General features: G+C 68.6%; 13 protein-coding genes. 5 read left to right on the top strand and 8 right to left on the bottom strand.

The window, feature by feature from the left end; all coding sequences use genetic code 11:
• Positions 1 to 14 precede the first annotated feature (14 nt).
• Positions 15 to 1,016, top strand: a complete 1,002-nt coding sequence (locus tag QHF83_RS12705) for a sigma-54 dependent transcriptional regulator (RefSeq protein WP_282418063.1) — start codon at positions 15 to 17, stop codon at positions 1,014 to 1,016.
• Between the two features lie 12 nt (positions 1,017 to 1,028).
• On the opposite strand, the gene QHF83_RS12700 is transcribed toward QHF83_RS12705, so the two are convergent.
• From QHF83_RS12700 to QHF83_RS12690, 3 genes are all read right to left on the bottom strand, one after another.
• The gene (locus tag QHF83_RS12700; RefSeq protein WP_282418062.1) at positions 1,029 to 2,177 is read right to left on the bottom strand and encodes a porin; all 1,149 of its coding nucleotides are present in this window, start codon (positions 2,175 to 2,177) and stop codon (positions 1,029 to 1,031) included.
• A 294-nt stretch (positions 2,178 to 2,471) separates the two neighbouring features.
• On the bottom strand, positions 2,472 to 4,613 hold the full coding sequence (locus QHF83_RS12695) for a hypothetical protein (RefSeq protein ID WP_282418061.1): 2,142 nt from the start codon (positions 4,611 to 4,613) through the stop codon (positions 2,472 to 2,474).
• Positions 4,614 to 4,683: 70 nt separating this feature from the next.
• Positions 4,684 to 5,631 carry a hypothetical protein gene (locus tag QHF83_RS12690; protein ID WP_282418060.1) on the bottom strand — a complete coding sequence of 316 codons (948 nt, stop codon included), beginning with the start codon at positions 5,629 to 5,631 and terminating at the stop codon, positions 4,684 to 4,686.
• A gap of 98 nt (positions 5,632 to 5,729) precedes the next feature.
• Between QHF83_RS12690 and QHF83_RS12685 the strand changes: the two genes are divergently transcribed.
• From QHF83_RS12685 to QHF83_RS12670, 4 genes are all read left to right on the top strand, one after another.
• Positions 5,730 to 6,656 (top strand): ParA family protein, encoded by a 927-nt coding sequence (locus tag QHF83_RS12685; protein WP_282418059.1) that lies wholly within the window; start codon positions 5,730 to 5,732, stop codon positions 6,654 to 6,656.
• Complete coding sequence (locus QHF83_RS12680; protein ID WP_282418058.1) at positions 6,653 to 7,468, top strand: hypothetical protein; 816 nt, start codon at positions 6,653 to 6,655, stop codon at positions 7,466 to 7,468. Before QHF83_RS12685 ends, QHF83_RS12680 begins: the two co-directional genes overlap by 4 nt.
• Positions 7,452 to 8,315, top strand: a complete 864-nt coding sequence (locus tag QHF83_RS12675) for a hypothetical protein (RefSeq protein WP_282418057.1) — start codon at positions 7,452 to 7,454, stop codon at positions 8,313 to 8,315. Before QHF83_RS12680 ends, QHF83_RS12675 begins: the two co-directional genes overlap by 17 nt.
• 208 nt (positions 8,316 to 8,523) lie before the next feature.
• On the top strand, positions 8,524 to 9,375 hold the full coding sequence (locus QHF83_RS12670; RefSeq protein ID WP_282418056.1) for a hypothetical protein: 852 nt from the start codon (positions 8,524 to 8,526) through the stop codon (positions 9,373 to 9,375).
• Between the two features lie 311 nt (positions 9,376 to 9,686).
• Here the strand turns inward: QHF83_RS12670 and QHF83_RS12665 are convergent, their stop codons facing one another.
• The 5 genes from QHF83_RS12665 to QHF83_RS12645 all read right to left on the bottom strand — a co-directional run bounded on the left by QHF83_RS12665 (position 9,687) and on the right by QHF83_RS12645 (position 15,460).
• Entirely contained in the window at positions 9,687 to 10,796 is a 1,110-nt protein-coding gene (locus QHF83_RS12665; RefSeq protein WP_282418055.1) for a hypothetical protein, read from the bottom strand.
• On the bottom strand, positions 10,796 to 11,737 hold the full coding sequence (locus QHF83_RS12660; RefSeq protein ID WP_282418054.1) for a hypothetical protein: 942 nt from the start codon (positions 11,735 to 11,737) through the stop codon (positions 10,796 to 10,798). The genes QHF83_RS12665 and QHF83_RS12660 overlap by 1 nt, the downstream gene beginning before the upstream one ends.
• 4 nt (positions 11,738 to 11,741) lie before the next feature.
• Positions 11,742 to 12,950, bottom strand: coding sequence for a hypothetical protein (locus QHF83_RS12655; protein ID WP_282418053.1), 1,209 nt, complete (start codon positions 12,948 to 12,950; stop codon positions 11,742 to 11,744).
• A 465-nt stretch (positions 12,951 to 13,415) separates the two neighbouring features.
• The gene (locus tag QHF83_RS12650; RefSeq protein WP_282418052.1) at positions 13,416 to 14,273 is read right to left on the bottom strand and encodes an HAD family hydrolase; all 858 of its coding nucleotides are present in this window, start codon (positions 14,271 to 14,273) and stop codon (positions 13,416 to 13,418) included.
• Between the two features lie 14 nt (positions 14,274 to 14,287).
• Positions 14,288 to 15,460: a 6-phosphofructokinase gene (locus QHF83_RS12645; RefSeq protein ID WP_282418051.1), complete on the bottom strand. Its 1,173-nt coding sequence runs from the start codon at positions 15,458 to 15,460 to the stop codon at positions 14,288 to 14,290.
• Positions 15,461 to 15,544 lie beyond the last annotated feature (84 nt).

The following is a 15,544-nucleotide window of genomic DNA, read 5'->3' as shown; positions in this document are numbered from 1 at the left end:
AGGAAACCATGGACATGAGCGAGTTCGTGATCGGAGCATCCGCCGGGCTCAAGCCGGTGATGGAGCGCGTCCTTCAGGTGGCGCCCACGGACGCGCCGGTGCTCGTGCTGGGCGAGACCGGCTCCGGGAAAGAGGTCATCGCGCGGGCCATCCACGCGCGCTCGCGGCGGGCGCACGGGCCCGTGGTGCGCGTCAATTGCGGCGCCATTCCCTCCGAGCTCATCGACTCCGAGCTCTTCGGCCACGAGCGCGGTGCGTTCACCGGCGCGGTGGGCACACGCAAAGGCTGGTTCGAGCGCGCGGACGGCGGCACGCTCTTCCTGGACGAGGTCGGCGAGCTGCCCCGCGCGGCGCAGGTGCGCCTGCTCCGCGTGCTCCAGGAGAGCACGATCGAGCGGGTCGGCGGCCACGAGACAATCCGCATGGACGTGCGGATCGTCGCGGCCACCCACAGGCACCTCGAAAACATGGTGGCCGAAGGAACCTTCCGCGAGGACCTCTGGTATCGCCTGAGCGTCTTCCCCATTCGATTGCCCGCGCTGCGCGACCGCATGGAAGACCTCCCGGCCCTCGCGGCGCATTTCGCCGAGCACGCGGGCAAACGCCTCGGCGGCCCCGGGCTCACGCCGACGCCCGCCGACATCGAGCTGCTCCGGGGATACACGTGGCCGGGCAACGTGCGCGAGCTCGCGGCGGTCATCGAGCGCGGCGCGATCCTCGGCAATGGCAAGCGCCTCGAGCTCGCGGCCGCGCTCGGGGGCCCCACCGTAAAACCGCCCTCGCGCCCGCCCATCCGCGACGCGGATGAAATCGTCACCCTCGACGAGGCGACGGCCGCGCACATTCGCCGCGCCCTCGCCGCGCGCGGCGGCCGCATCGAGGGCCCGTACGGCGCGGCGCGCCTGCTCGGCATCAACCCGCACACGCTGCGCGCGCGCATGCGCAAGCTCGGCATCGAGTGGTCGCGTTTCCGCGACCCCTCCGCCCCCGAGCCCTCGATGCAGCCGAACCGCTGAACGCACGCGCGCTCAGAACGTCGCGTCGAGCTGGACGTGGGCCACGTGGTTCGCCTTCTCGAAATCGAAATCGTGCGACATCCGGGCGATCCAGTCGGCTTGCAGCTTCATCTTGTGCTTGTTGAAGTAATAGTTGAGCCCGACGCCGATCTCCTGCCCGCGGCTCTCGACCTCGGCGACGAGCTTCGGATCCGTCCCTCCGAACGCGTACAATCGTGAGAACCGCGCCACGATCTCGATCGGCGGATCGAACACGTACGAGGCCTGAAACACCGTGCCCTGGCCCGAGCGCGTGTACTCGGTGCGCGGATTGCCGTCCTCGTCCGTGGATTCGATCCGATCGACGTCCGCGCGTTTCCACAGATACTCGCCCTGGAGCGCGAACCCGCGCCACTTGAACACGAGGTCGGCGGCGGCGTGCAGATAATCCGTCGTTCCCCCGAGGAACGTCGCGCCCGTCGTGCTCCGCAATCGATTCGTATTGTAGTTCGCCGCGAACGCGCCGCCGAACGCAAGGCCCGGCTTCTTCCTGCGGTCGAGATCGCCCTCGGAGTCATCGTCGATCTTGCCGAGCGGTCGAAGCTCGAGCCGCCCCACGAAGAGCGCGCCGGGCTCCCGCGAGGTCGTGAGGTTCGTCCCGCCTCCGCCGAACGCGCTGAGCCGCCACGCGACCGGCGATTCTTTCCCGAGGAAGTTCTCCGAATAAAACGTGATGCCCACATCGCGATCGAGCGTCAGCTCCCCGACGGGCACGGGCCTGTCGGCCATCTGCAGCGCGAACTCGCGGACCGTGCGCAATCGATCGAACGGAACGAAAAACTGCCCGGCTCGGACATTGAAATCGCGGTGGATCTTCCAGTCGATATAAGCGTCGAAGATCGGTGACGTCGCGCCGTCACGATAGTCACGTCCAGCAATGGCGAGCTGAATCATGTAGGTCAGCTCGGGCCGATAGACGTGGCCAGAGAACCAGAGGCGCGCCGTCCCGATGTTGACGATCTGCTGGAAATTTCGCTCGCCCTGATCATCCGCAGGAGGCACGTTGATCTGGTAACGAAGCTGGATCCGGCTCCGGGCATTGAACGAGAACACGTCCCCGACCTTGACCGTCACCCCATTGCCGGGGGAGCCGGAGATCTCCACCGGAGGTTTCGGCTCCACCGCCGCGGCACTCCCGGGCAGCCCGAGCGCCGCTCCCAGAGCGAAAACGCAACACGACACCAAGCGTCTTCCCGGGGACGACATGCAAGAAACCAATGAGCATCTCGCGTGCCAGGAGAGACGCCTCGGTTTCCCCCGAAGCATCATCCGTTGAAACGGACGAGCCTCCAGAGAACCCGTAACCGCTCACGGCTGCCCGTGAAATATGCTGGGGGACTTGACGGGCGGCGTCCCGGTGCGCCGGGAGCCGCCCTGGTTTCGGTGTGGATCAGGCCGGAGGCGTGCGCCTCGACCTCACTTCGGTGTGGGGACCGCGCAGCGATTGTTGATGCACAGGGACCCAGGCGTGCAGCAGTTTGCCGCGGTCTCGCAGGACTCGCCCTCTTGTGCGCATTCGTTCGCGGGCGGCGGCACGCAGACGAGCTCCTTCGTGCCGTCGCCGTCGACGTCGGCCGGGCGGCACACGTTGCCGTTGCAGCACGAGGCGGCGGACTCGCAAGGCTGATTCAGGTCCTTGCAGGGCTCCAGCGCGGCGAATGCGCGCATGTTGCCCGCTTCGAGCTCCTGACCCGGCAGGTAGAATGCAGGATGGCTCGGATCGGGTTTGCCCTGGTAATCGATGTCAATCGCGGCGACCCAGAGCTTCTTGCGCGGGCTCGGGGTCTCGACGTTGTTTTCGTACTTGCCCCACTTGTTTGCGCCTTCCGGCACCGTCCCGCCTGGGCCGATCGTGTTGCCGTAGACGCGCCGACTCGTGAAGAACACCCAGTAATACCCGCCGACCGGGACGGGCAGGATCGTCGGCTCGTAGTTCAGGCGCGCCTCCTCGGCGTCGCCGAACGGCAGGTAGAACTGACCATTTTCGTCGTAGCCGTTCAGCGCGGCGAGCTTGTTCACCGCCTTCGTCGCCGTCTCGACCAGGAAGACCTCGCCATACGAAGGCGTGGCGCCGAAGCCCGCGGTGTCGAAGCGATCGCCCGCGTGGTAGAGCACCGCGGCGCCGTCGGGCGTGAAGCTCGGCCAGCCGACGATGCCCGAGGGCACGGCGAGCAGCTCGGTGAGGGCCGAGAATGCAGGCGGCGACTGCGAGAGGTCGACGTCCATCATGGCCAGCGTTCGTCCGGGCGTCGGGTCGTACCAGGAGAACGCGACGTGCTTGCCGTCGGGGGAGAATGCCGGCGTGAGCGCGTATTTCACGGCGTTCGTGAACGAGGACGCCCCCACGTCGGCGCCCGTCTTCGTGTCGAGGAGCCGCGACGGATACTCCCCGGCCAAACCGCGCACGGGCGACCCGCTCCCCGGGATGCCGTTCGTGATCATGTACGTCCCATCCGGCGTCAGCCCGCCGAAAGAAAACTTCCGGCCGTCGTTGTCGAGGTAGCGCTGCGAGGCCGTGCCGTCCGGCGTGAGATCGTACGTCGCGCTGTCGAGCGGATTGTCGACCGTCCAGTTGACGCCCGCCGCGAGCACGTTCCCATTCGCGCTGACGGAATGGCAGACATTGCATCCGCCGAGGAGGACCTCCGCGTTCGAGCCCGGCTTGATGCGCATCACCGCGCCGCCGTTCGCGAGCTTCGAGACGTACGTGTTGTAATATACGATGCCGCTCAGGCTGCCCTGCGCGATACGCCATGATTGCGTGACGGGGCCGGTCGCGGCGCCGCCGGCGAGCTTCGTGGCCGTCACGGAGACCGTATCGCTCGGGCCGGCGCTCTGCGTGACGCCCTTCCAGACGGCCGCGGGCAGATCCACCCGCGCGGGGGCCGAGGCGCCGAAATAACCCTTGTACTCGAAATCGCCCACGTTGATCTTCACGAGCACGGCGTCCGCATTGCCGGCGAGCTGGAGCGTGGGAGCCGCCAGGCCGCGGGGAAAGACGGTCTTGTCGTAGGGATAAAGCCACCGGAAGCCCGGCTCGGCATTGCCGCCGGTGTCGAGCTTCGTCTGATCGTCGGTCGAGAGATTGCCGGCATTCTCGGCGATCTTCACGCGCACCGTGATCGTCGTGCTCGCCTCGAGCTGCCCGCTCTTCGCGGTGACCTTGGCCTTGCCCGCGACGAAGCCGCCGGAAGCGAAGACCCCGTCCGTGCCAATCGTCCCCACGGTGACATCGTCGAGGAACCAATCGATCGCGCCGGGATTCGAGCCGTCGGTGAGCTTCGCGTTGAAGGGCAGCGTGCCCGGCGCGCCGGCCACGTCGAGGATCGGATCCTGCGGCTCGATCACGAGCGCCTGCTCGCCGCCGTCGGGGAAATTGATGAAACCACCGTCGCCGCCCGAACCGCCGCCGCCGGACGACGAACCGGCGTCCGGCCCCGAGGCGCCGCTGCCCGCCGCGCCGCCGCTCGTATCGCCGCCGCCGCCGCAAGCGGCGATCGCGCCCGCGGAGGAGACGGCGGCCGCGAGGAAAAGAAACCAGAGCCTATCACGCGTCATGAAGGAACCTCCGAAGCAATCCGGCCGATCATGCTACCAGATGTCCGGTTCGATTCCGATTGAAACGATGCTAGAAAAAACCGAACGTGAGGCCACCCTGTGCAGCGACGCCCACCGAATCGGTGACACGCAGGTACACGGGCCCGGCATGGGCGAAGAGGCCCATGCGGCTGCCGCTCCGGGCCCATCCGAAGCGCGTGACCTCACCGAGCGAGAACTGGAGCTCGGCGCCGACGCGTCCCCCGTGCCCCGCGTTCAGGCCGACGATCCCCGCGATGGGATAATACCCGTACCCGGCGAACGGGACGATCGCGAGCACCTTCGCCGGCTCGAAACGATAACGCACCTCGCCGCCGATCGAGCCCGCGCCGATCATCGCGCTGAGGCCGAAGGAGAATCGACCGAACTGCGGCCCGGTGAAGACCTCGAACCCGCCGAGCCCCGCCGTGACGTCATCCCGTCGAATGGCGCCGCCGCCGATGCGAGCGACGAAGACCCACGTGGAATCGGCCGGAGGCCCATACCCGAGGTGCGGCTTCGCCGGATTCACGAGCGGCAATGGCTCGAGCGCGTCGGCGGGTGCATGGACGGCGGGATGGAGGCGGAGGACGTACGGGGCGCCGGATTCGATCGGCGCGCGCGGGAGCGTGAGGCGATAGGTGCCACCTTCGCCGGGCGCGAGGTCCTCGTCGCCTTCGACCACGGAAGCGGAGACGAGCGGAGACGGCCTCCCGAGCACGGCGAGCTCGATTCGCTCAGGCTCGACGTGGAGGGGCGTTTTCCCCTCGTTGACGACGTGCACGTCGACGCGCGTGTTCGCGCTCTGTTGCCAGTACCCGACGTGGATACGCTCGACACGGGCCGAGATACCGGCGCCGCGCGTGGAGAGGCCAGCGTTCGGGCGTGGTTCGAGGGCACGGGAGCCGACGCGGCCGCAGGCGGCGGTGGAGAGGAGGAGGGCGAGGGCGGCGCCGCGGCGCGAGGTTTGGCGGGGCAGGGACGCCCGATCGTCGTGCACGCCTGAGCCTACCACGGCACGGTCAACGTGGCTCCGTGAACATGCTTCCAGCGTGGACAGGTGAGGCCCCTGGCTGGTTGCTTCCGAACGGCGTCGCCATGGCGTATGCTGCCACCACGATGACGGACGCGTCGAAGAAGCGGACTGTGCTGGCGGTACAGAACATCAAGGGCGGCGTCGGAAAAACGACGATTGCCGTCAATCTGGCCGCGCTCCTGGCGGAGAAGCACCACAAGCAGGTGCTCGTCATCGACGCGGACCCGCAGTGCAACGCGAGCCTCTACCTGCTCGACGACCCGAGGTTCGACGCGAGGACACGCAACGACCCGCAGCGGCAGGAGGGCAACCTCTATGACCTCTTTCATGGCGACGTCCGGTACCTCGACGTCGTCACCGGGCAGCATTACGGACCGAAAAGGAGCACGAGTAATTGCCGGGAGCTCGTGAGGACGTGCGCGGGGGGAGGTTCCCTCTCGCTCGTCTGCGGCAGCGCCGAGCTCTTCGACGTGCAGGAGATCGCGGCCGAGCTCGTCCTGCCCCGCCTGAAGCGGTGGATCCGGACCACGGGAGACGCGTACGACCACGTCATCATCGACTGCCCGCCGAGCATCAGCAGCCTGAGCCTGTCCGCGCTGAAGGCGGCCGACAGCATCCTCGTGCCGATGGCCGCGGACGTATTCTCGGTCCATGGCTTGCGGATTCTCTTGGAGACCCTCGCCCGGTACAAGAAGGTCTATGATATCCAGGCGAAGGTCGCAGGGGTGGTGCTGAGCCTGTTTCCCCCGGATGGGGACGCGCGGCGGACGGGCGCTGAGAATTACGCGCAACGGATTCGCGAGGCATGCGCAACCAACGTCCCCGCGATCCCGTGCCTGATGCAGTCCATTTCAAGGGACAACGCCTATCCCGAGTCGTTCGAGAAACGTTCGCCCTTACCGTTCTCCCCAAAACCTGCCCACGACCGGCTCGTCGACGAGCTCGACGCCATCGCGACCGAGCTCGGGCTCATCGGAGGTGGACCGTGAAGATGCCGGAACGTTCGAGCGGCAATGGGGTGCGGGTCGCGAAGGCGCTGCTCGGCCTGGTGGACGAGTACTCCGCCGAGGACTTCGAGGCCGCCGAGAAGATCCTCGGCCAGGAGGAGCTCGTGCATGCGCTGCGTATGCTCGCCAAGTTCAAGGGCCAGCATCGAGACGCCCCGGCAAACGAGGTCAAGGCCCCGTCCGAGACCCAGCCGCCGCCGGAGGAGGGGGCGAGCTCGTCTCCTGAGGAGTATCTCTCCGAGAAGGAGTTTCGCGAGATCGTTAAAAGAGAACTTGTGAAGCTCCCCGTCGATGTAACCATGGCCAGGCGTATCGCGTCGCATCTAACGGGCATGCGGTTTTCCCCGAACCGCAACGCCGCGGACGTCCTCTGCCGAAGTATCGAGCTCATCGAAAAACGGTTTCCCGAGCCATGGTTGCGTATCGAGAAGTTCGGCTCGCTGCTCCGGAGCGCCGCTGCTGCGGCCGGGCCCGATCACGCAGCCCGCATCGAGCTCCTGCTCCGCGACACCGCCATCAAGGCACTCAGCACGAATACGATCATCTTTCCCAAGCCGTTCGATCTCGCCAAGCTCCGCGAGCTCTGGGCCCCCTCCCCCTTGCCCTTCGCGCCGGACGAGTCACGGGAACACCTCGTGTCGAGGCTCTTCGAGGACGCGGTCCGCCTCGCGCCCAACACTCTGCCGGACATCACCTTCGAGCTCCTGAAAAGGGGGCTTCGAAGCCCGACCGACCTAGCCGTGACCGGGATCCGCCGAACGAACGCGAAGAAGGGCCATGACGACTACGAATAAGCGCCCGCGCCCCAAGCTCCTCGCCGAGGTCCGCAAGCAGGTCGAGCACGCCACCGCGGCGCCGCTCCCGGAACTCAAAGCGGCGCAGGAGCCCCTCGCTTACCTGTCCTGGCTCGCGTCCCATTGCAGCCGCTTCGCCGCGCTCCCCGTCTTCCTGGACGAGGTCCAGTCCGATATCGTGGCCATCCTCTACGCCTGCGCGCTCGGGATGGAGCGGACCGCGTACCTCCACGCGCGGAGCCTGCTGGAGAACCTGATCCGGCATTGCTATTTCGACTCGCGTCCGGCCCTCTTCGTCACGCGCCAGGTCGAACCCGAGGAAGCCATCCGGGATCGGTGGGCCGCGCAGTCCGAGGAGATCCAGAGGCTCCCGCACTTCCGCTCGGCATCGAAGAAGGACGACGAAGGCGACGACACCTCGTTGTTCGCGGAGATCAGCGCGGTTTACGTGCAGTCGAGCCGCTTCGTGCACGGGTCGACCGCCCGGTACCGGAACATGTACAAGAACATCCGCTCGGTCGGGCTCGATCCGCCACGCGCCCAAGAGCTCACGGACTTCCTGCGGCGCCTCTGCGAGAGCTCGCTCCTGCTCCTCGCGCTCTATCACCTCGGCCCGTACATGCTCATCTCCCAGCCCATCCGGCGCTACATGCTCCTTTCCATGCGGCGCGAAGGGCGCGCGCGGTTCCTGCGTTGCCTCGGAGAGGTGCCCTTGACATGGGCCGAGCATCAGCGCTCCGCGGCGCTCCAGCACCTTCGCGAGAGCAACCGCAACCCCCGCATGAGTCCTGCCGGCCTCGCGCGCGACAAGACAGGCCGCGTGCGGATCGCCCATCCGGGAGGCTAGCCGGCGTCACGCGCCCTCCGCCCGTCGCCCACCCACCGCTCCCCCGTCGACCACCACCGCGAACGCGTCCACCACCACCGCAAACACGTCGGGAGCCACCGCGAACGCGTCCCCGGTCATCGACACTACACCCACATCATCCCCCCCCGCCCCTCCCTCCCGCCTTTTCCCCTTCTCACCGCGCCCGCTGACGGCTACCGTGGCAAGCATGACTACTGCCCCCACCTACACCTGGCCCGCTGTCCTCGCGATGGTGCCCGCGCCCACGCAGGAAGAAGCGGAGCGTTATGCCGACGAGACCCCAAACGCCGATTTGATGGAGCGAGGCTCGCAGATCCGCAGCGAGAAGATCCTCACCGACCTCGTGCGCTTCGGTGGGATCCTCGGCGAATTCTGGCCCAAAGCCACCGCCGCGCAAAAGCGCCATCTCCTCGGGCTCTCGGAGCCGCTCCTCAAAGTCTTCGTCCATTCCGGCAAAAAACTCGCCGACATGGTGGCCCAATTCGACGCCACCGCAGACGACCGCGAAGCCAGCCGCGCCGCCGCCATCGCCGTCGCCGACCAGGCCTACAAGGAAGGAATGGAGGAGCGCGAGCGTCTCGTCACCGCCCTCGAAGGCGTGGCGCACCTCGAACCAGGTCTCGAAGAACGCATCACGAAAGCAACCGGCCGCGTCACCGATTTCACCTCACTCGCCCTCTCCCTCGCCGCCCTCGCAAAGGTCGCAAAGGACATCCGCCAGAACCCGCTGTCGAAAGCCGCAAAGCAACTCGACGACGGAGGTCTCGACGCGCCCCAAATCACGGTCTTCGAGGAGATCGCCGCAAAGGTGAAATCCACCGGCACCCTCGCCTCCGGCGCACGCGCCAAGGGCCTCGTGACGCAAGCCGATCTCGACCTGCAAGACGGAATCTGTCTCTCCCTCATGGAGCGCGTCATGAAGGTCGTGAACCGCGCCCACGATCGCGATCCATCCATCCCAAAGCTCACGCCCATCGCAACCCGGCGAATGTTCCCGAGCCGCAAACGCGCAGTCGAAGCGGTCCCGCCCGAAGGCTGAGGGCCGCCGCGCTGGGGCGTTGCCCCAGGCCCCACCAGGGGCTGTCCGCCCCTGGACCCGGACCAGCGCAAGCGCTGGACCCGGGGTCGATGAACTGCGCGATGCGCAGTTCATCGAACGGGCGACGACGCTGCCAACCAAGACCGCCGCACTGCCCTTTCGACTGGCAACGCGGTCCAACCGGCCCGTTGGAAGAACTGCGCGAAGCGCAGTTCTTCCACCCTCGGTCCAGGCCGTGCCTGGTCCGGGTCGAGGGGCGGACAGCCCCCGCGGGGCCCGGGGCGGAGCCCCGGCGCGGCGGCTTGCGTCGTCTACCTGCACACCTCGTCGATGAAGACCCCTTCGACCCCGACGTGGACGATGGTCCCCTTGTCCCCGACGATGTAGCCGTCGACGAGGGCGGAGGCGACGCCGTTGAAATCCACGCCATAGGGGAGTTGGATCGATCCGGGCGGCTTCAGCCGTGAATAAGGGCCCACGAGCGCCCGCGAGCGCACCACGACGAGCCCCGCCTTGCCGACGGCGAGGTCTTGCGAAAAGGCGCGCACCTCGTTGTCGGCACTGAGCCACGGAGGCCCTTCGACGACCCTCCATTCGGGCGGCGGCGACCAGACCCCTTCGGGCGGCATCGTTCGCTCGAGCTTGACGCCGCGGCCGTAGATCGTTCCGTAATCGACGAGCGCGAGGAGATCCGCGTCGACCAGCGGCGGCCTCGGGATGCACGTCAGCTGCTCGCCGCGTGGCACGCAGTCGACGATCGTCCCCCGCGCGCCGACGGCGCAGACGTGGTGCTGGCACCAGCCGACCGCGGCGAGATCCTCCGTCGTCCGCGTGTCGACTGGCCGCCAGACGCCTTCCTTCGAGCGCTGAACCATGACTCCACCACGACCGACGGCCAGCATGGAGGTCTCGAACTGCGCGACGGCGAGCAAATCCCGCGTGGTGCCGGTGTCCTCGACCCGCCAGCCGACATTCGCGCGCCACACCGCGGCCACGCCGTGCCCGCCGACGGCGATGTGGAGCTCGCCGGGCACGTGGACCACAACGTGGAGGTCCTCCTCGGTGCCGGGCGACTCGGCCTCCCACCCCGTGAGCGGGTGGCGCACGCGGACCGTCCCGTGATCCCCCACGACGATCGCCTTTCCCTTCCCCGGCAAGAGGGCCGCGGCGCGCAACGTCTCCGTCGTGCCCGAAGGTTCGCGATCGAAGCGGTAAGAGAAAGGTCTCCGGGACGCGTGCAGCCGCCCGTCCTCGCCGAACTGCGGCAGCTCGAGCGTCACGGCCTCCGGATCGGCCTGCAACGAAGGCGCTGGGTGCACCCACCCCCCGCCGAAGCAGCTGGCGACGGGATGGATGTCGGCCTCGTGGCCGCACCCGGTCATCAGCGCAGCGCCGAGCAGACCGCGCGCGAGGCGTCCCATCAGCGCGGGACCTCTTCCGCGTCGAGCACGTAGGCGCCCAGCACCCCAGCGCCGACGCGGGGACCGTTGTACACGTCGAGCGGCGACAGGTGCGTCGCGTCGAGGATGACGTAATGCTCGCCCGCCTCGAGCTCGGCGACGAGCTCGACCTCGTAGGCGCCCTCCGGCGCGCGCGCGCACGCGACGCTCGGCCCCGCGCAGCGGTCGCGGATCTCGATCGCCAGCGGAAAGTGCGCCGCGGCCCGAAGCCTCACCCGCGCAGGCGCCTCCAGCGACAGGCGATGCACGGCATTGCCGCCCGTGAGGCCACATGCGGCGCGCGCGCCGCCCGAGAGCGACGAGAATGTGCCGAGGGCGCGCCCGCCGAGGCCGAGGGCGCGCCCGCTCGCGCAGAGCGATGCGACCTTCGCCGGATCCTCGGGCCGCAGCACGGCGCTCGCGGACGTGTCCCGATCGACCCGGACCACGTACCGGCCGGCCTCGTCGAGATCCCCGGCGTCGACCACGACCCTGTAGAGGCCGGGCTCGAGCGGGAGCGAGAGCACGGCCGTATGCCCGCGATAGGCGCTGGCGCATCCGCGCGCGAGCCACCCCGCCTTGGCCTCGTCCCTCTCTTGCACGACGACAGAGCCGAGGAAATCGGGGACGAGCTCGAAGCGGTAGCTCGCGGCCTCGCGCACCTGGAAGCCGTAATCGTTGTCGAGGAACTGGCCGCTCCGAAAGGTCCTGGCGCAGGCGTAGCTGTTCTGGCGATCGGGCTGCCGCGTGTCGCCACGCGCCGGAATGCCGAGCGTGAGGACCCGCGGGGGAAGGTCGGCCCAGCGGGAGGGCTCCTCGGGCGGCGGCTGGCCTCGAAGGCAGCCGCTCGAAAGGACGATCCACGCCGCTCCGCACAAGAGGCGAGCTGACACGCGGATGGGGCGTGCTGTCGTGGGCTTCAATGGGTCACTCCTCGCGGAGGTCGAACGCGAGGTGGTGCTCGTCGAGGGTGCCCTGGAGCCACCGCAGCACCCTGCAACCCTCGATGGCCCCGGCGGCGCACGCGTCCTTGGCCATCTGCTCGGGGGTCGTCCAGAGGGACCCGCCGCCGATGGGACGCGCCGGGAGGTCCAGCCAGCCACGCGTCGGCGGATGCTGATATGTGAGCCCGTAACGCAAGAACAGTCCCGCTGCCGGCGCGCAGGCGCGGCCCACGAAGTCCCCGCTCCCGAGGCAGCCCTCGGCATGGAGATGCGCGGCCACCCGGATGTCCCCGGTGATGCCACGCCCTTGCAGCATGAGCGCCCCCAGTCGGTAGCACGCGAGGGGCTCGCGCGTGTCGTCGTCCAGGCGAGCCGCCGTGTCGGGGCGGCCCGCGACGAGGTCCGCGTAATACGTCCGCAGGGTGCAGAGCGGCGCATACCGCTCGACCGCCGCGCGGACATCCTTGACCTCGCCGCCGAGCCCGAGCTCCGAGGCGAGCCCGAGATAGGCGCACGCCCGGGGCGACTGATTGTCGCACTCCTCGCGAAGGAGCGCGAGCCCACGTCGCGCGTCCCGGTCGCCGAGAGAGCCGAGGAGGAGAACCTTGCCGAGCTCCACGCACGACAAGGCCGGGTAGACGGTGCCGTCGAGGCCTTTGGCTTTGCGGTTCTCGAGCGCCTCGCGGTTGTATTCGCCCTCGAGGTCGCAGGCTCTCTGGAGCAGCGCACGCCCGCGCTTCGCATCCGGCGGCTCGTTCCCCTGACCTTCCAGGTAGAACATGCCTGCGTATTTGCAGGACTCCCACGCGCGCGAGAGCGTCTTCGTCTCGCATTGGCTCTCCCATTCCCGTGGGATGGCCGCCGGACCCTTGGAGGGACCGAGGAAGCAAGCTTCGCCTTCGAGGTCGCAAAGCTTTCGGTAGAAAGCCCCGGCCGTGACGGCCGATCTGCGCACGCCGATGCCCTGCTCGTAGATGAAGGCCGCGGCGCGGCAGGCGTCGGCTCGCCCCCGCTTGCAAGCGTCTTCGAGCGTGGCCATGTCGTCGGGCCCTTCGGCGAGGTACCGCCAGAAGTTGTCGTGACGCACCTCGTCCCGCCACGCCGACGAGCAGCCGAGGAGCATGGGCGAAACGAGGGAGAGCGCGTGGACGAGCGCCCATCGTCGCGCCAGGACGTGCGGGTGTCGTTGCATCGCTCCCCGAGTATATACGCCGCTGCGGACGCGGCGCGCGGGATCCGGCGTGGGCGGAGGCTGAAAACGCGAAGGGGCACGTGTGCGCCTGCGGGTGCGGAAGGTGCATCCTTGGGACCGCTTCGCTGGGGCTTCGCCCCAGGCCCCACCAGGGGCTATCCGCCCCTGGACCCGGACCAGCGCAAGCGCTGGACCCGGGGTCGATGAACTGCGCGATGCGCAGTTCATCGAACAGCCGACTCAAGACCAGCTACGACCCTGCCAACCAAAGACTGCCGCGCTGACCTCTCAGCCGGCAACGCCGTCCCTGGTCTTCCAACCGGCCCGTTGGAAGAACTGCGCGGAGCGCAGTTCTTCCAACCCGAGTCCAGGGCTTGCCCTGGTTCGGGTCGAGGGGCGAACAGCCCCCGCGGGGCCCGGGGCAGAGCCCCGGCGCGGCGCCTTGCTGGGCAATCCGCCCGCGCGTCAACCGGCGAGCCCGACGCGCGCGAGGATCATCCCGAGATCGTCGCCATGGCTCGCGCGCGCGCCGAGTGATTCGAGCAGCGCGACCTCGTGCGCTGCGGGCGCGCGTGGCCCCGTGACCATGTGCACCTGCATGCCGAGCGCGAGCGGGAGCGCGAGGTCGAGCTCGTAGATGTCGCCGCAGACGATCACCTCCTCGGGCGCGACGCGCGTCTTTTGCAGGATGCGCGCGATCGTCTCCCAGTAACGGCCGCGCCGCGGATACACGGGGCGTTCGAGGCCCGGCAAGCGAACCTCCGCGGGTACGGCGGAGAAGCGCGCGTCCTCGGTCTCGGGCTCGGCCACCACGTATTTGCGCGCGTCGCCGTGCACCTCGATCTTCGAGAGCCCCTCGGGCCCGAGCGTCCGGAGCTTCTTCAGCGCCGCGTCCGTGCGCGCATTCGTCACGACGAACGTCGGCAGGCCCGACGCCGCGAGCGCCTCGAGGACCTCCTTTGCGCGCGGCCGGAACGCGGTCAGCGTGTGCTCGTAGGCGAGATGATACAGGACCGTCAGCACGGCCGCGCGCGTCGCTTCGCCGCGCAGGATGCCGTGCTTCTCGAAAAGGAGCTGCGCGATGGTGGTCGAGCGGATGTACGGATCGGCCCCGGCGGGCGCGACGATACGCCCGTCGTGGACCCAGCCGTAACGGCCGGGATTTCGCGCGATCTCGGCGGCACGTTCTTCCCAGACGGCGACATCTTCTCGCCCGAGGAGATCGAAGACCGCTTCCCGGTACACGTCCACGAACGGGGCGGCTTCTCGCTCCACGTCGGTGAACGTGCCGTCGAAATCGAGGATGATGCATTTCGGTGTCACGACGCTACCTCTGCTCAGAGACTGGTCTTCTCGCTCGTGAAATTGTCCCGGATCCACGTGGAGAAGCCGGGGATCTGGAGCCGCGCGAGCAGCGGCAGGAAGGCTCGCTCCACGCGGTCTTCCCGCGCGACGAGGTGGAACGGGCGCACGCCGACGTCGTTCGACGCGAGCACGAAGGGCATGACCTCCGACCGGCCCTCCTCGAACGCGTCGAAGAGCAGCGACGCCTTGACGTAGGCCGCCGAGATCTCCAGGAACGCCGGCCGCACGCCGCGCAGATATCGGCTGAACGGCTCGGCGATCACGCGCTTCTGCGCCGAATCGGCGAGCCCCGCCGCCTCGAGCTGCCGCCGCAAGAACTCGCTCGCGCTCACGCCGGGCATCTCCCGCGCCCGCCGCTCGCGCTCGTAGCCTTCGGCCACCACGACGAGCGCGTAGTCGGCCCGCGACAGCGCCGCCGCGGTCTCGCGCAGCACGGCGTCCGGGAACTGGAAGAACGGCAGCACGATGAGGTGCGCGCGCGCCGCCACGCCGCAGTGCAGCGCGTGACGGCCGCTCCGGTTGCCCATCATCTCGAGCAGGTAGATCCGCTTGTGCGTGTAGGCGTCCTCGTAGAGCCCACGCGCGATCGTCGCGCCCGCCTCGACGCCCGTGAGGAAGCCGATCGCGCGATCCCCGGCGAGGTCGTTGTCGATCGAGACGTTCATGAACCCCGTCGGCAGCTTCGGGTTCATCTCCCCGAGCAGCGCGCGCAGGCCCTCGAACGTGCCATTGCCGCCCACGCCGACGAGATGGGAAAACCCCTGCGTTCGCAGCGTGTCCGCGGCCGCGCGGCGGTTTTGCCCGTCGTGGAAGCCGAGGTAGCGCTCGCTGCGGAAGTCGCTGCCCGCGTCGAGCACGCGGCGGCCCATGCTGCGCGCGGGGATGCCCTTGGCGAGCAGGGCGTAACGTTCTCGACGGCTCACGATGAGCCGCTCGAAGCGGGGGTCGCTCGTCGCGTCGTGCGTGAGCGAGCGGAAGCCCTCGGTCGCGGCCCAGACTTCGTAGCCGCGCCGCGACGCCTCCTCCGTGAGCGCGACGGCGACCGACGCGTAGCCCGGCGCGTTGCCGCCGTCGAACACGAGGAGCAGGCGCCGCTCCGACGGCGGCATCGCGGCAGGCGTCCCGAACTCCACGAGGTTCGTCATGCGGAGGCGCGTACCACGAACGGGGGGTGCGTTGGAAGATCGACCGGCACGGACGAGCCGATCCCCGTCCCGCGGTCCGCGCAC

The organism is Polyangium sp. 15x6, from assembly GCF_029960785.1.
Lineage (GTDB): Bacteria > Myxococcota_A > Polyangia > Polyangiales > Polyangiaceae > Polyangium.
This window is presented reverse-complemented; position numbering and strand designations above follow the sequence as displayed.